Origin of the sequence: Cedecea neteri NBRC 105707 = ATCC 33855, assembly GCF_001571265.1 — a bacterium.
Classification (GTDB): Bacteria; Pseudomonadota; Gammaproteobacteria; order Enterobacterales; family Enterobacteriaceae; genus Cedecea; species Cedecea neteri.
On the sequence record NZ_BCTL01000027.1, the window covers coordinates 22,921 to 44,158 of the forward strand.

General features: G+C 58.9%; 4 protein-coding genes. 1 reads left to right on the forward strand and 3 read right to left on the reverse strand.

Going from position 1 to position 21,238, the window contains the following annotated elements:
* Nucleotides 1-11 precede the first annotated feature (11 nt).
* The 3 genes from CNE01S_RS12535 to CNE01S_RS12545 form a co-directional block, all read right to left on the reverse strand.
* A complete protein-coding gene (locus tag CNE01S_RS12535; protein WP_061276424.1) occupies nt 12-16,256 on the reverse strand; it encodes an Ig-like domain-containing protein in 16,245 nt (5,414 codons plus the stop codon).
* Nucleotides 16,257-16,393: 137 nt separating this feature from the next.
* Nucleotides 16,394-17,737 (reverse strand): TolC family outer membrane protein, encoded by a 1,344-nt coding sequence (locus tag CNE01S_RS12540; RefSeq protein WP_061276426.1) that lies wholly within the window; start codon nt 17,735-17,737, stop codon nt 16,394-16,396.
* Between the two features lie 844 nt (nt 17,738-18,581).
* On the reverse strand, nt 18,582-20,084 hold the full coding sequence (locus tag CNE01S_RS12545) for an aldehyde dehydrogenase family protein (protein WP_061276428.1): 1,503 nt from the start codon (nt 20,082-20,084) through the stop codon (nt 18,582-18,584).
* Between the two features lie 190 nt (nt 20,085-20,274).
* Between CNE01S_RS12545 and feaR the strand changes: the two genes are divergently transcribed.
* Complete coding sequence (gene feaR, locus CNE01S_RS12550) at nt 20,275-21,189, forward strand: transcriptional regulator FeaR (protein ID WP_061276430.1); 915 nt, start codon at nt 20,275-20,277, stop codon at nt 21,187-21,189.
* Nucleotides 21,190-21,238: the final 49 nt, after the last annotated feature.

Consider the following 21,238-nt stretch of genomic DNA (forward strand, 5'->3'; position numbering starts at 1 on the left):
CGGCACTAACGTTAAATCACCACCAGCTGGTGGTTCGCCAGCAGCGTGGCGAGGTCGGTCTGTACCCCGTTCAGCGTCACCACGGTGGTTGGGTCAAAGACGCCGCCCTTACCGTCGCGGTCAATCTGAATCTCGGTGCTGCTGCCGTTTTGCACCACTTTGATGTAGTCGCCGATGTTGCCTGCCCCGGCTCCCAGCTGCGCGACGCCATTGATGTAATGTGCGGAAGCATCTCCGGCGTAACCGCTGCCCTGCAGCAGCTCGCGCAGGTCTATGCGGTCACTGTCTGCGGTGCCTTCCCAGGTCCCGACGCTGAAGCCATTGACGACGTCATGGCCGTTTCCGCCGGTGGCATCAGACCCGTTCAGCAGCTTGTAGAGCAGCGTATCGTGCCCGCCGCTGCCGATGTTAAAGGTGTCGTTACCGCCGCCGCCTTCGAAGGTGTTATTCCCGCTATTGCCGGTAATCACATCGTCATGGCTGGAGCCGACGATCCCTTCAATATTGCTAAAGGTGGCGGTGTTAAACCCGGTGTTCTGCGCCCCGGTTTTACCCAGGTCGACGGTGACGCCCACGCCAGAGTTACGGAAATCAACCACATCCATACCGCCCGTCGCACTCCACGTCTGGTGGTCTGAGGATGTTTCCCAGCCGCCGCCGCCGTTGTAGACGTAGGTACCCTGCTCGGCGATAAACGTATCGTTGTAGCCGGTGCCGGTGAGCGTGCCTCCGTGTACGCCGGTCGCGGCATCTGCCGTCAGGGCATAGCTTTCTTTGCCATCGCCAGCGGTGAGTCCGTTCCAGGTCGTGTTGCTGGAGACGCCGTTGATCGCCCGCACCAACTCGGCATGGTAGGTTTCGTTCGGGTTGAGGCCGTAGAAGCTCACCAGCGCTGAAGCGTCGTTGATGCCGATCCCCGACTGGGCGTTGATCACCTGGCTGGCCACCAGATCGCCGGCAGAGTTGTAGAGCTTCACCGTGTTGCCGAAGAACACGTTAATGCCCTGGCTGTCGACAATTTTCAGGTGAATCGCCGTGCCCGGTGCCACGGTGTTGGTGTTCCGCTCCAGCGTCACGCTGCCGTTTTGGCGGAAGATCAGCAGGTCCTGCGCGCCGTCCCAGTCGTAGTCGACCAGCGCCGCGCCGGAGACTTGGCTGGTGGTCGCCGAGCCGAACTTCGACGAGGTGAAGCTTGCCACGCCCTTCAGTCCGTCGTTGGTGTACATGTACGACTGCCCGCTGTTGGCCAGCTTGATGATGTCCATCCGGCCGTCCATGTTCCAGTCCACCGCCACGCTGACCGTGCCGTTGTACTTCTCGCTACCCACCGCCGTGCCGGCCAGCAGGTTGCCTTTGCCGTCGTTCATCATCAGCAGACCGCCGGTGCCTGCGCGTGACATCCCCATGTAGAGGTCCATGTAGCCGTCACCGTCGAAGTCCGCCCAGGTCATGCTCACCGAGTTATTGGCGGCGGCGGAACCCGTGGCGCTGTACATGGTGTTGATAAAGTTCTGGCTCCAGGTAAAGGTGCCGTCCCCTTTGTTGAACATCGTGGACAGCGCATAGTTGTTGTTGCCGTTGGTGGTGTGCTGGGCAATATCCACCATGCCGTCATTGTTCAAATCGACGCCGGATGCTTCAATCAGGCTGTTGTAGTTGCCGACTTTAGCCCCGGAGACAAAGTTGGTGTACGTTCCGGCGCCGGAGGTGCCCACCAGCTTGCCCGCGTTGTTATTCACAAAGGTGCTGGAGTCTGGCCCGCCTGCATCGCCCATCACGAAGTCGACGTAGCCGTCACCCTGGAAGTCAATGGCCACAACGGCGCCGTACCACAGCAGCGCGCCGACCGTGGCGCTGCTGCCGGGGCTGGTTGAGGTATAGGTTCCATCCCCGTTGTTCATCAATTGGGCGATGTAGCTGTAGTTGGTGCTTTCCACCAGCATATCCGCGTGCCCGTCGCGGTTGATGTCCGCATAGGCGCCGGTGGTGTAGCTCCCGTTCATCGTGAAGTTTCCGCTCACTTTGTAAGTGTTGCGGTCGCTCGAGGTGGCGAACTGCTGGTTGCTGGCAAACGTCCACATGCCGTTTTCGTCGAGCATGAAGCTGGCGGCAATGGCGTTGGTCGCGCTGGTAAAGGACCAGGCTGGCGACATCGACGCCTCCGCACCTATCACTACCGTGCCGTGCGTGACATCGACGCTGTTGCCGTTGCCCGCACTGCTTTTCACCTGCGCCGTAACGTCATAGCTCTTTAACGAAAGCACATCGGCATCCGGGATCTGCAGATACCAGGTGTTAGAAGAAGGATCGACCACCACCGCGCCGCCGCGATCGGAGGTGTAAGTCTTGCCGTTCACCGTCACCACCACGAACTCGCCGTGCACCAGGCTTGCATCCACGCTGCCGGTGATAATTGGCGTGGTGTCGGTGGTGTTCAGCCCGTTAACCAGCGCTTTGGTGGTTGGCACCGAGGTGTCGACCGTCAGCGTAAAGTCGTTAGATTCAGTGTAATTCCCCGCTTTGTCAGTCACGCGCAGAACGTAGTGATAGTTTCCGTCCAGCAGGCCGGAGTCAGCGAACGTCCAGTTGGTGCCGCCGGTGATGGTCACTTTGCCCACCAGCACGCCGTCGCGGAAGATTTGCGCGATTTCGCCTGCAGCCAACGCCTGGTTCAGCGTGCCGTTCAGCACCGGCGAGGTGTCGTCGGTGGAGTAGCTGCTGTCGAAATTACCGGTACGTTCGCCGTCGTTGTCGGTATAGCTGACGATGCTCCCCACGGTGTCCGGGGCCACGGTGTCAACGGTGACCACCTGGTTTGCGGTTGATCCGACGTTCCCAGCCTGGTCGATAATACGAACCTGGTAAACATAGTCGCCATCGGCCAGGGTACGGTCATCAACGTAGTGCCAGGCGGTGCCGTTCACTACGGCATCTACCCAGTTTTTACCCCCGTCGAGGCTGATTTGTACGCGCTCATCGCTCGCCAGCGCATGGCCAAGCGTGCCGTTCAGCGTCAGCGTGGTGTCCATAGTGATAAAGTCGCTGGCGCTCTGCCCGGTATCATCGGAGATACTGTCAATGGTGATGCCATAGTTTGGCGCGACGGTATCTACCGTGACGGTCTGGCTGGTGGTCGCCCCCACGTTGCCGGCTAGATCGATAACGCGCACCTGCCAGGTGTGGTCGCCGTCCGTAAGCTGGCGTCCGTCGGTATAGCTCCAGCTGGTGCCGTTCACCGAGGTGGCGTAAACCCAACTGGCCCCGCCGTCGAAGCTCACCTGGACATATTCGTTTTTGCCGAGCGCAGCACCTAAGGATCCGTTCAGCGTCAGCGTATTATCGTTGGTGATAAAATCGCTGTTGCTGAAGCCGCTGTCGGTGGTGATGCTGTCGACGGTCACGGTGACAGAGGCGTCCGGCGGCGTGGTATCCACCGTTACGTTCTTAGAGGCGCTCTGCCCAACGTTCCCGGCGTCATCAACCACGCGAACCATGTACTGATAAGTGCCGTCGCTAAGGGTTCTGCCGTCGTTGAAGTACCAGGTTGTGCCAACCGTGACTACCGTCTGCCAGATCTTCCCGCCGTCCAGGCTTATCTGCACATGTTCGCTCGCTAAGAGTGATGCCCCCAGAGAACCGTGGATCGTCAGCGAGGTATCGCTGGTGACAAAGTCAGTGTTGCTCAGCCCCGTATCGTCACTGATGCTGTCAATTGAGACGGTTTTACTCGCGTCCGGCGCCACGGTGTCGACGGTCACCAGTTGGCTGGTGGTTGCCCCGACATTGCCCGCATCGTCGACAACGCGCAGCTGGTAGAGATGGTCGCCGTCGGCAAGCGTACGGTTATCAATGTAGCTCCACGTAGTGCCGCTAATACTCACGTCAGTCCAGGTTTTCCCACCGTCAATACTGATTTGGGCGTGCTCGCCCGTCGCCAACGGAGCGCCGAGCTTGCCGCTGAGGGTCAGCGTATTGTCGCTGGTAATAAAGTCGTGCGCGTCCAGACCCGTATCCTGGGTAATAGCGTCGACAGTGATGGTCTTACTGGCGTCCGGAGCCACGGTATCGATGGTTACATTCTGCGTTGCCGTCGAGCCGACGTTGCCCGCATTGTCGATGACGCGCACGTGGTAGGTCACGATGCCGTCCGGCAGAGTGCGCCCGTCGGCATAGCTCCATGTTTTACCGTTAACCACCAGGTCAACCCAATTTGCCCCACCGTCAAAGCTTATCTGCGCCTTCTCATTGTTACCCAGCGCCCCGCTCAGGGAGCCTTTTACGACGACCTTGCTGTCGGAGGTAATAAAGTCGCTGGCGCTCAACCCGGTATCGTTTTGCAGGGCGTCAATGCTAATGGTCATCTGCGGCGGCGTGGTATCCACCGTGATGGTACGGTCGGCCCCCGCACTGTTGCCGATGCTGTTGCTGACGCTGGCGTGAATCACGTACGCGTCACCGTCCGCCAGGGCAGAGACCGCGCTGCTGCCCAGGGTATAACTCCAGCTCCCGTCGCCGTTCACCGTCGTGGTGTATTTCTGCCCGTTCAGCGTAATGGTTACGGTTTGCCCCGCAGGAGCATTGGTGACGCCGCTCAGCACCAGCGGCGTGCCGTGCTCCGCCGCGCTGACGATATCGTCCCCGGCAAAGGTGTTGATGCTGATAGTCGGCACTTCACCGCTCAGGGTAACCTGCTTGTCCGCACTGCTGCTGTTGCCCGCTTTGTCGCTGACGCTCGCAGAGATTTGATAGCTGCCGTCCGCCGCGCCCAGGAAATCCTGAGCAGGCACGGTCACCGACCAGGTCCCGGTATCGCTAACCACCGCCATGTAAGCGTGATTATTGAAGGTCACGGTAATCGTCTGTCCAGGCTGGGCGCTGGTCGTGCCGCTGATAACCTGGCCTGCCTGCTGCTCGGCGCTGTTGATGATGTCGTCCCCGGCCACCTTGTCGAAGGTGATGGTCGGCGCGGTCGTGTCCACCGTCAAAGTACGGTCCGCGCTGCCAGGGTTCCCGGCTTTATCACTCACTGAGGCATGAACGCTGAAGTCGCCGTCAGCGAGCTTCGCCAAATCTGCAGCCGCCACGATGAGGCTCCAGGAGCCATCTGCCTGAACCGTGGCTTCATAGCTCTCGCTGCCCAACTTAACGGTGACTTTTTGCCCGGCTTCTGCGCTGCTGGTGCCGCGAATCGTTAACGGCTGCTGCTGTTCGGCCGCGTTGATCACATTGTCGCCGGAGATGTCGGCAATGGTGACTATCGGCGCCACGGTGTCGACGCTGATATTGTGGGTCGCCGACGTCGCGTTATTCGCGCTGTCAGTCGCCGAGGCCATCACCGTGTAGCCGCTGCCGTGCGCCAGGTTCTGCACCTGGTTTGCCGGGACGGTTACGCTCCAACTGCCGCCCTGCTGAACAGTGGCGCTGTACTGAATGCCGTTTAACGTGACCGTCACCTGAGTGCCCACGGCCAGCTCGGTGCTCCCGCCGCTAATCACCAGATCCTGCAGGGCTTCCGCAGCGTTAATCACGTCATCCTGGCTGATGGTGTCGATGGTCAGCCCGATGCGGGCGGCGTTAACCTCAACCGTATGGGAGTTCGTCCCTTCGTTTCCGGCGCTGTCGGTCAGCGTGGCGGTAATCGTCGCCGTGCCGTTTTTCAGCGCTGAAACCGCCGAGGCCGGTACGCCCACGCTCCAGTTGCCATTGGCATCCACCTGAGTCACGTACTGAATCCCGTCGAGGGTGATGACGATTTTGTTCCCTGTCGCCGCGCCAGCGCTTGAGCCAGAGATAATCTGCGCCTGCGCGTGCTCTTCAAGGTTGATGATGTCGTCACCCGCCACGACGTTAAAGCTAACGGTCGGCGCGGTGGTGTCCAGCGTCATGCTCTGGCTGCCGGTGGTTTTGTTGCCCGCCGCATCGCTGACGTCAACTTTTACCGCATACTGGTTATCCGCCAGCGCGCCAAGGGCGGTTGAATCAAGCGTAATACTCCAGGTACCGTCCGCTTTCACTACGCCGGTGTAGGTTTTTCCGTCCAGGGTCAGGGTAACCGTCTGCCCGGCCTCGGCGTTTGACGTCCCGGTGACGGTCACGCCCGCGCCTGCTTCTGCGGCGTTAATCACGTTGTCCGTGGCGATCCGGTCGATAGTCAGCCCCGGTGACGTGGCGTCAACGCTGAACTCACGCTCCGCGCTGGCGCCGTTTCCGTTCACGTTAGTGACGCTAACTTTCACCGACGCATCGCCATCCTTCAGTCCGGCCATATCGCCTGCAGGCACGGTGTAGTGCCAGTTGCCGTCAGACTCAACCTGGGCCGTGTAGGTGTGACCGCCGAAGATAATAGTGACGGTTTGCCCTGCCTCAACGTTCTGGGTTTTACCTGAAAGCACCAGATCTGCCCCTTTCTCAGCGGCATTAAGCACGTTATCGGCGGTGATAGCTTCAACGCTGACAGCGACCGGGCTGAGATCGACCTTCACGGAGTGATCGATAGAGATAGGATTGCCCGAGCTGCTGCTGCCCGCCGCCGTCACGGTGATATTACCTGCAGCCCACAGGCTGACATCTTCCGCCGGAACGGCAGCCGACCATGTGCCGCTCGCGCTAACCGTCGCCAAATAGTTCTTGCCGTTAATGGTGACGGTGACGGTGCTGCCTTCACTCATACCGCTGGCGCTGCCGCTGATAATCAGGTTCTGATTATGTTCGATGGCGTTGACGACGTCGTCGCCCGCCACGGTGTTGATGCGGATACCCGGCAGGCTGGCGTCAATCGTAAACTCACGATCTGCCGTGCCGCTGTTGCCGTGGCCGTTGGTGACCGAAGCCGTGACGGTTAATTTGCCATTACCCAGAGCGGTCAGCACGTCGGCCGGCAGGTCGAGGCTCCAGCTCAAATCACTCTGCACCGTCGCGGTGTATGTTTTCCCACCCAACTTAATAGTGACAGTGTCACCTACAGCCGCATTGCTGACTTTTCCGCTGAGGGTCTGGCCTGCCGCGATTTCTGCAGCATTAAGGACGTTGTCTGCGGTAACCGGGTTGATCATGACGCCCGGTGCGGCGGTGTCCACCAGCAGGTTAGCGTTAGCGCTGGCGCTGTTGCCGATGGCGCTTGTCGCGGTGGCGGTCAGCGTATAGTTTGCTTCACCCAGTCCGGCCAGGTCGCCCGGCTTAACGTCCACGCGCCAGTTGCCGCTGGCGTCGGTGGTGGCGGTGTAGTTTTTGCCGTTCAGGGTGACGATGACGGCGGTGCCCGGTGCCAGATTAGCGCTGGTGCCGCTCAGCGTCAGCGTCTCGCCCTTTTCAATGGCGTTAAGCACGTTATCGCCGCTGATAGCATTGAAGTTTACAGATGGCAGGCCGGTGTTAACCGTCACTTCATGGCTGCCGCTGCCGGTATTGCCCGCGCTGTCCGTCAGGCTGGCATTGATGGTGACTTTACCGTCCGCCAGCTGGCTTACCACGCTTGCAGGGACGCCAATACTCCAGTTACCCGCTGCATCCACGGTGGTTGTCCAGCTGTTTGCGCCGATAGTCACGGTGATTTTATCCCCGGCAGCAGCGCCGCGGCTGGAACCGGAGATAATCTGCGCCTGGCCGTGCTCGGCAAGGTTAATCACGTCGTCGCCGGCGACCACGCCAAACGAGATGGACGGCACGGTGACGTCCACGCTCAGGTTATGGCTCGCGGAGGATCCGTTGCCTGCGGCATCGCTGACGCTGGCTTCAACGGTATACACGCCGTCGCCAAGCGCGGAGGCTTTATCAACCGGAACGGCTACGCTCCAGCTGCCGTTGGCCTGCACGGTGCCGGTATAAGTTTCATTGTTCAGCTTCACGGTCACGGTCTGGCCCGGCTCCGCGTTGCTGGTGCCGGTAATCACCAGCGGCTGCCCGGCCTCGGCGGCATTGAGCACATCATCCCCGGCGATGGTATTGATTTGCAGGGTCGGGGCTGCGGTATCCACGCTGATTTCACGCCCGGCTGATGCCCCGTTGCCGCTCACGTTAGCGACGCTGACTTCCACGGAAGTTTCGCCGTCTTTCAGCCCTTTCATATCATTAGCCGGGACAGTGAATTTCCAGCTGCCGTCGCTCTCTACCTGAGTGGTATAGGTGTGCCCCGCAAAGGTAATGGTGATTGTCTGCCCGGCTTCTACATTCTGAGTTACCCCGGAGAGCAATAAATCAGCGCCTTTCTCGGCGGCGTTCAGCACGTCGTCCCCGGCAATCTGGCTGATGGTTATCGCCACCGCGTTGAGATCCACATTGACGGTGTGATCGATGGAGACTGGGTTACCCGAGCTGCTGGTCCCGTCTGCCGAAACGGTAATATCTCCGGCCTGCCACTGGCTGACTTCGTTTCCTGGCACCACGGTCTGCCAGCTGCCGTCGGCGCGAACCGTTGCCGCATAGTCTTTACCGTTGATGGTTACCGTTACCGCGCTGCCTTCGCTCAGGCCGCTGCTGGTACCGTTGATCACCAGGTTCAGGCTATGTTCAATGGCGTTGATAACGTCATCGCCCGCAATGGTATTAATCCGAATGCCCGGCAGTGCCGCGTCGATGGTGACATCGCGCGAACCGGTGCCGGTGTTACCCGCCCCGTCCGTCACGGAAGCGTTAATTTTAAGCGAGCCGTCGCCGAGCCCGGTCAGCACGTCCTTGCCAAGAGTCAGGCTCCAGGTGAGATCGCTTTGCACCTTAGCGGTGTAGTTGACGCCGCCAATGTTAATGGTCACGTCCGCCCCGGCCTGCACGCCGGTCACGCGCCCGGTAATCGTCTGGCCGGTGGCCAGCTCTGCGGCATTGATAATGTCGTCGATCGCCACGGCATTGATGGTCACGCCCGGCAGCGTCGAGGCGACTTCCAGGGTGCTGCTCTGGCTGCCAGCGTTGCCCACGCCGTTGCTGGCGCTGACGGAAACGTCATAGAAGGCCTCGCCAAGCTTGCCAACGTCGCCTGCTGGGACAGTAGTCGTCCATTTACCGTCGTCACCCACGGTGGCCGCATAGTTTTTACCGTTCAGATTCACGGCCACCGACGTCCCGGCGGCAAGGCCGGTAGACGAGCCGCTAATCACCACATCGCCCGTTTTCTCATCGGCGTTGAGGATGTTGTCCCCCGCAATGATGTCGATACTCAGGGTTGGCGCGACGGTATCCACCTTAACGGAATGCGTGGCATCGCCGGTATTACCCGCTTTGTCTGTAACTGAGGCGGTCACGGTGTATGTGTTGTCGCCCAGCGCGCTGATATCAGCCCGCGGCACGCCCACGCTCCAGTTCCCGTTTGCATCCACCACGCCGGTATAGCTTTTATTTCCCAGCGTGACGGTGACAATATCGCCCGCCTGCGCGCCGGTGCTGGTGCCGGAAATCACCTGCGCCTGGCCGTGCTCGGTCTGGTTAATCACATCGTCGGTAGCGATAGTGCCGATGGTCACTTTAGGCACGGTAACGTCTACCAGCACGTCGCGGCTGGCGCTGCCTGGGTTACCGGCGCGGTCTTCTACGCTTGCGGTAACGGTGATGTTGCCATCGGTCAGTTTGCCGACGTCCGCTGCAGGTACGGTCAGGCTCCAGCTGCCGTCTGCTTTGACCGTTGCCTGATAGCTTTCGCCGTTCAGCTGCACGGTCACGGTCTGGCCCGCTTCTGCGGTGCTGGTTCCGCTGATAATCAGATCCTGCTTCGCCTCGGCGGCGTTCAGCAGGTTATCCTGGCTGACTGGGTCCACGGTCAATGCCGGGGCAAGGCTGTCGACGCTGACGTTTTGCGCCGCTTCGGTGCTGTTGCCATTTTTGTTGATAACGCTCACCTGAACGGCGGTGTCACCCTCTTTCAGGTTCACCATATCCGCCGCCGGAACGGTGTACTTCCAGCTGCCGTCCGCCTGAACCGTGGCGGTGTAAGTGTGCCCGGCAAAGGTAATGTTGACGGTCTGGCCCGACTCTACGTTTTGCGTCATGCCGGAAAGTTCGAGATTGGCGCCTTTTTCGGCGGCGTTCAGCACGTTATCGCCGGTTATGGCGTTAATGCTGATGACCACTTCGCTGAGATCGACGGTCACCTGATGCTGGATAGCCACATCGTTGCCCGCGCCGCTGCTGCCCTTCACCTCAAGGGTGACGGGCCCTTCAGCCCAACGGGCGACATCTGCCCCTGGTACGGCGGCCTGCCAGCTGCCGTCCGCTCGGACGGTTGCCGCGTAGTCTTTGCCGTTAATCGTCACGGTCACCGCGCTGCCCGCGCTGAGGCCAATGCTGGTGCCGTTGATAATCAGATTCTGGTTATGTTCGATGGCATTAATCACGTCGTCGCCCGCGACGGTGTCCACGCGCAGCCCCGGCAAGTTCGCGTCGATAACGATATCCCGGCCGCCGCTGCCGGTGTTGCCGTGCCCGTTGGTCACAGAAGCGGTGATGGTCAGCTCGCCGTTACCCAGCGCGGTGAGGATTTCTTTGGAAACCGGCAGGCTCCAGCTCAAATCATCCTGGACGGTGGCCTGATACAGCTTGCCGCCGAGATTAATAGTGACAATGTCCCCTTTTGCCGCCCCGCTGACTGTGCCGCTCAGCGTCTGGCCGCTGGCAATTTCCGTGATGTTGAGAATGTTGTCGCCGGTGACGCTGTGGATAGTGACGGTCGGTAAGGCGCTGTCGACCTGCACGTTGTGGCTGTCGCTGTTGCTATTACCGTGGGCGTCTGTCACCCCCGCGGTCACCGTGTAGTTGGCTTCACCCAGCTTGCTGACGGCGGAGGCCGGAATCGTTGTGCTCCAGCTGCCGTCGGTTCCGGCCACGGCCTGATAATTAATCCCGTTCAGGGTGACGGTGATAAGGGTGCCCGCAGGCTGATTGCTGGTGCCTGAGAGCACCAGGTCCTGGCCCTTTTCCGTCGCGTTAATGACGTCATCCACCGCGATAGCGGCAATCGTGATAACCGGCAGCGCGGTATTCACGGTCAGTGCATGATCGACGCTGCCGCTGTTGCCCGCCGCATCGGTGACGCTGGCGGTGATGGTGTAGCTGCCGTCCGCCAGGCCATGAATGACCGACGCCGGGATACCAACGTTCCAGTGGCCGTTAGCGTCCAGCGTGGTGGTGAAGGTGAACGACGTTCCCTGCCCGTTGGTCACCACGACGGTAACCACATCCCCTGCAGCTGCCCCGGTGCTGGTGCCGCTCACGGTGTGAGCCTGGTTATGCTCGCTGGCGTTAATAGTGTCATCCCCGGCAACGGGGTCGATGGTCAGCTTCGGCTCGGTGATATCCACCAGCATGCCGCGATCGGCATTTGCCGGGTTACCGGCTTTGTCTGAGACGGACGCGCTGACGGTGATGATGCCGTCCTTGAGCGCGGCCAGGTCGTTAGCCGGTACGCTAACGCTCCAGCGGCCGTCAGCGCCGACCGTCGCGGTATAGCGGACGTTATTCAGCGTGACCGTCACTTCCTGCCCCGGTTCCGCGCTGCTGCTGCCGCTGACAATCAGCGGCTGTTTCGCCTCTGCGGCGTTAAGCAGGTTATCCCCGCTGAGCGGATCGATTATTAACGTAGGTGCGCTGGCGTCCACGCTGTATTCCTGGGCGGCATTCGCCGGGTTGCCGTTAGCATTGCTGACGCTGACGGTCACCTGCGCATCCCCGTCCTTAAGTTTTGCCATATCGGCGGCAGGCACGGTGTAGCTCCAGCTCCCGTCGTCATTGACGGTAGTGGTATAGCGATGCCCCGCAAAAGTAATGGTAACGGTCTGGCCCGGCTCAACGTTGGTGGTGATGCCGGAAAGCACCAGATCGCTGCCTTTTTCTGCCGCGTTCAGCACGTTATCCGCCGTGACGCTGTTTACGCTGATGGACACCGGCGCTAAATCGACGTCTACGATACCGTCGATGCTGACCGGGTTTTTGGCATTATCTTCTGCTTTGGCGGTTACCGTCAGCACGCCGTCAGGCCAGCTGCTTACGTCGGCAGCCGGCACGGCCGCGCTCCAGCTCCCGTCAGCGTTAACCGTTGCCAGGTAGTCTTTGCCGTTCAGCGTGACGGTAACTACGCTGCCTGAGGTAAGGCCGCTGCTGGTGCCGCTGACGATCAGGTCCTGGCTATGCTCCGCCAGGTTGATAACATCGTCGCCCGCGATGGTATCGAGGCGCAGGCCCGGCAGTTGGGCGTCGATAGTGATGTCATGATCCGTGCTGCCGGTGTTGCCGCGCCCGTTGGTGACGGAGGCGTGGACGGTAAGCTCGCCATCGCCCAGCGCGGTGAGCATCTCTTTGCTCAGCGGCAAATTCCAGCTCAGGTCGCTCTGTACGATAACGGTATAGCTCTTGCCGCCCAAAACGACGGTGACTTTATCGCCCGCCGCCGCGTTGATCACGCTGCCGCTGAGCACCTGTCCGGCGTTAACCTCCGCGAGGTTAATGATGTTATCGCTCGCGACGGTGTTAATAGTGACGATCGGCAGAGAGCTGTCGACCAGCACGCTGTGGCTGGCAGAATTGCCGTTGCCGCTGGCGTCCGTGACCGAAGCGCTCACGGTATAGCTGGCTTCTCCCAGCCTGGCGACGTCCAGGGCCGGGATCTTCACGCTCCAGGTATTGCCGTTGACCATGGCCGCGTAGTCCACGCCGTTCAGATTGACGGTGATTTGCGTTCCGTCTGGCTGATTGCTGGTGCCGCTAATAGCGACTTCCGCGCTCTTTTCCGCCGCGTTAATCACGTCATCCTGCGCGATGGCATTGATGGTGATTTGCGGCAGTCCGGTAGCCACGTCAAACGCCAGCGAGCTGCCGCCGACGTTGCCTGCTCTGTCCGTCACCACAACCGTTGCAGTGTATTTGCCATCTGCGAGGCCGCTTATCACCTCTGCGGGCAGGCCAAGGCTCCAGTTCCCGCTGGCGTCCAGCACCGTTGAGTATTCCACGCCGTTGACGGTGATTTTCACGCTGTCGCCCACGGCGGCGCCGGTGGCCTTCCCGGACAATACCTGCGCCTGAGTATGTTCGGAGCGGTTAACGATGTTGTCGCCAGCGAAAGTATTGATGGTAACCACCGGCACGGTGGTATCGACCAGCATCCCGTGGCTTGTGCTGACCGGGTTGCCCGCCACGTCGCTGACGCTCGCGCTTACCGACCAGCTCCCGTCGGTCAGGTTAGCCAGGTCGGCAACCGGGACGGTAACGCTCCAGGTACCGTCGGCCAGCACCAGTCCGGTGTAGCTTTGGTTGTTGAGGCTTACGGTGACCGTTTGCCCCGGCTGGGCGGTGCTGGTCCCGGTTATCACCAGATCCTGCGCCGCTTCGGTATGGTTGAGAATATTGTCGGCGGTGATGCTGTTTAGCGTGATGGACGGGGGCTGGGTATCAACCAGCACTTCACGCGCGCCGCTGGCGCTGTTCCCGCTGACATTGGTGACGCTGACGGAGACGTCGGCGCGGCCGTCAATCATGTCGCGCATATCCGCCGCCGGCACGGTATACGTCCAGTCACCGTTTTCGTTAACGGTTGTGGTGTAGGTATGCCCGGCAAACTTAATGACTACCGTTTGCCCGGCTTCCACGCCCAGGGTTTTTCCGCTCAGGGTGAGATCTGCAGCTTTTTCAACCGCGTTTAGCATGTCGTCGCTGGTCACGCTGTTGATTGAAATAGCGACGGCGTTCAGGTCAACATCCACCGGGCGGGAGGCCGCAACCGGGTTACCTGATTCGTCGGCGGAGCTGGCAACCATCTCCAGCTTGCCGTTCGGCCAGCCAGTCAAATCTCCTGCCGGAATACCGATTTGCCAGCTTCCCGTGGCGCTCACTGCCGCCTGATAGTCCACGCCATTGATGCGCACGGTGATAATCGTCCCGGCATTGAGGTGCGTGCTGGTCCCCGTCACGGTCAGATCCTGATGCTGCTCGATGGCGTTAATCACGTCATCGCCGGAGACAGTATTGATGCGCAGGCCTGGAAGCTGGGCGTTGATGTTGATGTCGCGGCTGCCGGAGCCGGTATTGCCGTGGCCGTTGGTCACGGAGGCGACAATTGAAACATCGCCATCGCCTAACGCCTGCAGGTCAGCCGCAGGAACAGTGGTGCTCCAGGTCAAATCGCTTTGCACCTGAGCGGTGTAGTTTTTACCGCCAATGTTAATGGTGACGGTGTCGCCCTGATGCGCCCCGGTGACGCGCCCACTCAGCGTCTGATCGTTAGCTATTTCGCTGTTGTTAACGCGGTTATCGCCCGCGAAAGTAGAAACAATGACGGTTGGCAGGGCCGTATCTACCTGCAGCGTGGCCGTTGCCGTCCCGGTATTGCCGGTGGTATCCGTGCCGCTCACGCTAAGCGTGTAGGTAGTGTCCCCTAGCTTAACCACGTCGCTGACAGGAACCTGCACCTGCCAGACGCCGCCCTGAACTTGCGCGGTGTAATTTATGCTATTCAGCGTCACGGTGACGGTGCTGCCGTCCGGCAAATTGCTGGTGCCGCTCAGAGTTAAAGGCTGGGTCGCTTCAATGGCGTTCAGCACGTTGTCCTGGCTAATCGCGTTGAAAGCTACGTTCGGCGGCGTGGAGCTGACGGTGATATCGTGCGTGGTGGTGCCCGTATTACCGGCCGTATCGGTGATGGCCACGGTAATGGTGCTCTGGCCTTCCGGCAGCGAAGAGATAACCTCTTTAGGCACGCCGATGCTCCAGCTGCCGTTCGCCTGCACGGTGGTTTGGTAGGTTTCGCCCCCAATGGAAACGGTGACTTTATCGCCCGGGGCTGCGCCACGGCTGGTGCCGGAAATAACCTGCGCCTGCGCCTGTTCGCTGACGCTGAGAATATCATCGCCGGCCACGGTATTGACGCTGGCTTCCGGCGGCGTGGTGTCTACCAGCAGGGAAGAGTTTGCCGTCGTAGTGTTGCCCGCTTTGTCGCTGACGCTCAGGTTCAGCGTGTAGCTGTTGTCCGCCATCGCCTGCACGTCGGCCGCCGGAATTTCCATGCTCCAGTTGCCGTCCGCGCCCACGGTCGCGGTATAGGTTTTACCGTTCAGCTTAAGGGTGACCACCTGCCCGGCTTCAGCGTCGGTTTTACCGCTGACGGTGACCGCCGCGTTATGTTCAGCGGCGTTGATAATATTGTCGTCCGCGAGGGTATCCAGCGTCAGAGTAGGGGCTTTGGTGTCTACTACCAGCGTTTCACTGGCAGAAATCGTGTTGCCCGCCGCATCTTTCCCGCTGACGGCCACCGTCCAGCTGCCGTCAGCCAGGTTTTTAGCCTCGGCCGCTGGCACGGTTACGCTCCAGCTGCCGTCGCTACCCACGGTAGTCGTATAGGTTTTGCCGTTCACGGTGATGGCTAACGCCGTGCCGTTCGCCAGCTCTTTTGCGCTGCCGCTGATGACGACGTCATTTGCCTGCTCCGCCGCGTTGAGCATATTGTCGCCCGCCGTCGTGGCGATGGTCAGTGAGGCCTGAGCGGTGACGACGTTGAGGATTATCTCCCCGGCAGAGGTGATTTTATTGCCGTCGATTTGCACCACGCTGTAGGTGTGTGTGCCGTCCGGCTGCTCGCTGAGCACAACCTTCCAGTTGCCGTTGCTGTCGACCATGGTGCTGGCAATCGTATTGCCATTAGCGTCTTTAACCTGGATGGTGGCACCCGGCTGCCCGGAACCGCTGAAGGTTGGCGTTGAATCATCGGTCACCGCGTTGCTGCTCAGCAGCCCTTTGCTGTCGCCTTTGTTGTCGGTGACGGTGAATGTCGGGCGGGCGCTTTCTACCTCTTTGGTGTTGTCGATAACCTCGGTATGGGATTTACCGCCGCCGTGCGCCAGCAGTGCGCCAATGCCCACCCCGCCGGCTACGGCACCGGCAACCCAGCCCCACGGCATATCGCCGAGCAGCGAGCCGTCCATGAACGGTTCGATGGATTCGATCGGCACTGCGGTAGCGGTTAATTCGGTGCCCTGCGTCCCTACGGCCGCGCCCGCTTCGTCAAAAGTGATATGGGTCAGCTCTTTCCCGTCATCAAACACCAACTCTGAGTGGTGCCCCGCTCGCCCTTCTTCCTCCATGAAATAGCCGTTACAGCGAATGACGCTGCCGTCTTTCATGTACACCAGCAGATCGTTGCCCTGACGCACGTAATGCGCCACGTCTTTGGCGCTGCCGTGAATCTGAATGATGGAGGGGGAAGAGAGTGAAACAGAGAGATTCCCGTCGCCGGTTACCAGGGTTTTCTCTGCATCTTTACGGGAAATAACGTCCAGAATCTTATTCATAGCACTTCTCCTTAAATATGCCGAAACGAGGCATATGTTCTTATTTTTTGGATGTGGATATCCCTGAGAAATCCAGCTCTCATTTCACATCAACTTATTTTCAGACGAGTGAGGCTAACCCACTGCCCTGGCTCTCTTTATTTCAAATCAGGTAATTTCGACGCGGCATTTTTTTCTACTCCTGTCAGGGGTAATAAATTATCCACGGCGGCTGCGTAAATTACCGCGGCCTGCCAGCCGTCAAAATCAGCATTAATTTGCGCATAGGCGGCCTGAAAAACATCCTGCTCTACGCTTAATAAATCGTTCAGGCTGCGTTTGCTGAGCTTATATTCATTTTTATAAACTTCGCGCGCACGCCGGGCATTCTCTAGCTGCAGTTTCCCCGCCGTCTCACGGCCTTTGGCGCCGTTCCAGTCGGCCATCGCTACCGACGCCTTCTGCAGAACGTCGAATTTAGCCTGTTCGACCTGAGAGGCCGCAATGCGCCTTGCGCCCTGGGCCTGCTCGACCTGGGCAGAGACCGCGCCGCCCTGATAGATAGGCGCATCCACGTTAAGCTGAATCTGGTCGTCCCAGTACGCGCTGTTGTTGGACTGGTAGCGCGTCCGCCCGCCCCGCAGGCTTAGCGTCGGCCAGTGGCCTGATTTTGCTTTATCTACGGCATATCCAGATGATTCACGCATCGCTTCAGCGGCCAGCACGCTGGGGATCAGCGAGTAATCAATGTTGTCGAGCGGTTCCTGCTCCAGCGCCAGGCGGACGGGCATGGCCTGATAGTTCGCGGCGCTTACGCCGGTTAACACCGCCAGTCTGGCCTTGGCACTCTGTCGCGCGGCCAAGTACTGCTCCAGCGTCGATCGCATCCCGGCGATGCGCGTCTGGGTTTGCAGCACGTCTGAACTTGAACTCAGCCCGGCATCAGCTCGCAGCTTTGCCATCGTGTTCACGTTTTGCAGCGCGGCAATGCTCTCTTCCGTCGCCGCGACCAGCGCCTCGTTACGCTTCAGGTCGACATACGCCTGAGCGGTTTTTTCCGCCACGCTGGTTAGCGTCGCCATCAGCTGATAGCGGTAGCTTTCACGCTGGCTTTGCTGCTGGCTGATATTGCTGTTGGTTTTACCAAAGTCATACACCAGCTGAGTCAGACTCAGCCCGTAGGCTGCCGAGTTCTTGAGCGAGCCGCTGGAGTCCGTGGTACGTGAGTGACCGGTACTGCCGTTGAGGGAAATCTGCGGCATCCAGGCGCTTCGGGCCTGCTCAATCTGCGCCTGCCCAATGCCAAACTGCGCCGCCTGCTGAGAGACGGACGGATCGCGGTCGAGCGCAAACAGAATACTTTCCCCCAGCGTCAGGGTTGACGCCTGCGCGATGCCGGGTGCCGTGGCCCAGGCAGGCGTCGGCGCGGCATTCACCTGCATGCCGCTGCCGAGACAAATAACGGCAACGATCATGGCTGGCAGGGAATAAGACTGAAGCATAGACGGCGATATCCTTATCCAAAGTAATAATCTGGATGATGTTGTGCCGTCCTGTATTGAAATAAACAGGCACGGCTCGGTAACTTATTTCTTTTAAACGACTGTAATGTTTAAATTAAAATACCCACAGCGTGGCTTTCCATTAATTTCATGGAGAAATACATTCTGACTAAAAAGAGGTAGAAAACTATCCGTCGCTTTCGTTTCTTCTTAAAAAATGAAGGTCATAATTTCGCTACCTCTTAATATAAAGACGACACGCAATATGACTTATTTAATTCGGGGGATCAAACCGGCCACATCCTTTTCCCGAATCGTTTGTAAGAAAAATCCTACCAAAGAAAATTTAACCTCACCAATCATTTATTGTTAACAGTGTGTTACTTAAAAGGAAGAGGACGGGGCATAGCGATCGATAACCCCGACGAATGAATACATAAACACAAATAGCTAACAGTTATAATTCATAAGGTTATGGAATAAGACTTGATTTACATCAATTTTACATTTCGGGGAAATATGCCGATAAATCCGGGCTGCTCATTTTTGGTTGTTTTTCCATAAATGTTACATTGCCGTAAGTTTTAGGCAAAATAAGGCCATATAGACGGATGCTTGCCTGAAGGGATTATCACTCAACGCAAGCATTTCATGACTAAAATAGTGCCTTCTTGACAAAAAAATGCAAAAAAAAGACCGGGAAAACCCGGTCTGAAGGTAGCAACATTTATTATCAAGATTAATGGTCAAGATCGGACAACGATCTTCCCTCGCGGGAGGGGACCACCAGATTAGCAGCGACAGATAATTCCGGGTCGTGATAAGCGCCGAAATGTGCTCACATTCAATAACGCACGCAAACCGTTTTAGTTTCGGTATAGGCATCGAGCCAGTCGGGGCCAAAATCACGGCCTGTGCCAGACTGCTTCATGCCGCCGAACGGCATGTTGGCATCGATAAGCGTGTGACTGTTTACCCAAACCGTACCGGCCTGAATGCGCCCGGTATACTGCATTGCCGCCTGCAGGTTGTTAGTCCACAGGCTTGCCGTCAGGCCATAATCACTGTCGTTAGCCTGCCGCAATGCTTCTTCCGCATCCGCCACCCGCACAAGGTTGACCACCGGGCCAAAGACTTCTTCTTTGGCAAGGCGCAGGCTGGCTGAAGGGTTCACCACCAGCGTCGGGGCAATATAGTACCCGCTGCCCTGCGGGCCTGAATTGCCAGAGATAATCTCCGCATGCTGCTCTTGCGCCTGGGCCAGATACCCGGCGACTTTTTGCTGCTGAACCTTCGAGACTAACGGGTTGATGTGAGCCGCCGGATCCATGCCCGCCCCTACCTGCAGGGATTTCACCGCCTGCTCAAAGCCGCTCACCAGCGTGTCGAACAGCGGGGCTTCGATATAGATTCGCGAACTGGCCGCGCACACCTGCCCCTGGTTGAGGAAGCTGCCCGCCATTAAGCCTTCAATGACCATTGCCGGATCGGCATCTTTCAGCACGATGGCCGGGTTTTTGCCCCCTAACTCCAGCGTTACGCGCGTTAACCTGTCTGCCGCCGCTCTGGCGATGCCCTTACCCGTCGCCGTCGAACCGGTAAAGCTGACTTTGGCAATCAGCGGATGTTCGGTCAGCGCTTTGCCACAGCCTGCGCCGCTGCCGGTCACCACGTTGAATACGCCGTCCGGTACGCCAGCTTCGGTCGCCAGTTCCGCCATACGCAGCAGCGTCAGCGGCGTGGTTTCTGAAGGCTTCACGACAATCGAGCAGCCTGCCGCCAGGGCCGGCATCACTTTCCACATGCCAATCAGCAACGGGAAGTTCCACGGCACTATGCCCGCCACAACGCCAACCGGCTCTTTGCGCGTCCACGCCTGATAGCGTGCGCCTTCGGGCATTGGAATCGACACATCGAGCGTCTGGCCGCTGATTTTCGTCGTCAGGCCTGCGGTATAACGCATCCAGTTCAGCGTGCAGCCAACCTCAAACGCGCGGGAAATGTTGATAGATTTGCCCTGTTCAAGTGTCTCAAGCTGCGCCAGTTCTTCCGTATTTTTCTCAAGCAGATCCGCGAAACGCAGCAGGACTCTTTCGCGCCCGGCGGGCAGCATGTTAGCCCATACGCCACTGCTGAACGCACGCCAGGCAGACGTTACCGCCCGGTCAACATCCGCCGCACTGGCATCGGCGCTGCTGGAAATCTGTTGCCCGTCTGCAGGGTTAAAAACCGGTAGACGCTCTTCGCTGTCCGACGCCTGCCAGCCGCCGTCAATGTAAAGCCCATGAGAACGCTGAAGAAACTGGCGCACATTGCCCAGCACGCTTACCGTTTCTGGCTCAGTCATAGCATCTCCTTATCAAGGTCATTATCGTGTAGCACCTCTTCATTCTAGGCGTTATGTTGAGGTTAGGTTTTTCTGCGGCTGACATTCGCTTTGCTGGCTGTGACACGCTACACAAATGTTGATGATGATTCTTTTTTTGAATCACGTTTACCTATAGTTATTGGCTTCGGGCGGCGATAAGTGAGGATCTATGGCAGAAAAACAGTGCAACGAGCGATTCGAAAAATGGCTTGACCAGGTGAATCGCGCATGTGGTCGTTTTTCAGGTGCTGCGCTGGAGAGCGGGTTTCATGGCAGCCTGCGTGAACACCTGGCCCATGCCATCAAGCTCAGCGTGGTGGAGATTAACCAGGCGCGTCTGCTGAGAACAAACCGTGAAGTTGCCCAAAGCAACGACGCCTGGTTCTATACCGTTTTCCAACTGGAAGGCGAAGCCGTGATGGAGCAAGGGGAAAATCAGGCCGTGCTCGGCAAGGGCGATATCACGCTTATCGACGCCTCACGCCCGAGCTGTTTTATCTATACCCACGGCGCGAAGCAGGTTTCGCTGTTGCTGCCCCGCCATCTGCTGGAGCAACACCTGCGGATGGGCGAAATCCCCTGCGCGCAAAGGCTGCCGGCCGAAATGCCCGTGGTGCGCCTTAGCCACGGTTTGCTGCAAGAAAGTATGGGCAGCAACGGTCTGACCGGCGGAGAAAGTGAAGCCACGCTTGAGGCGATTGCCTGTCTGCTTGCTCCGGCGCTGACCCGGCACAGCCTGCCGCAGTCAAAGCGCGATCGTCATCTGCAAAAAGTCATGTCGCTGATTGATGAGCATATTCAGTCCGAAACGTTGCGCCCGGAGTGGATCGCCACCGAGTCGGGTATGTCGGTACGAAGTCTCTATCGCCTGTTTGCCGATAAAGGCCTGGTCGTAGCGCAATACATTAAAAACCGGCGTCTGGATCTCTGCGCCCAGGCCCTGCGTACGGCGAGCCACAGCGAGAAGCTGGCGGGTATTGGCTACAACTGGGGATTTGCCGATCATAGCCATTTTTCAACGGCGTTTAAGGGCAGATTTGGCGTGTCGCCGGGGGAGTATCGCAAGCGTTTTCAATCTGCCTGAAAGGTAACCCTCACCCTGACCCTCTCCCCTTTGGGGAGAGGGTCAGGGT

Bases quoted from the DNA above. Each gene is read 5' to 3' on its own strand.
- feaR (WP_061276430.1), top strand. From the start codon at position 20,275: ATGGCAGAAAAACAGTGCAACGAGCGATTCGAAAAATGGCTTGACCAG.
- CNE01S_RS12545 (WP_061276428.1), bottom strand. From the start codon at position 20,084: ATGACTGAGCCAGAAACGGTAAGCGTGCTGGGCAATGTGCGCCAGTTT.
- CNE01S_RS12535 (WP_061276424.1), bottom strand. From the start codon at position 16,256: ATGAATAAGATTCTGGACGTTATTTCCCGTAAAGATGCAGAGAAAACC.
- CNE01S_RS12540 (WP_061276426.1), bottom strand. From the start codon at position 17,737: ATGCTTCAGTCTTATTCCCTGCCAGCCATGATCGTTGCCGTTATTTGT.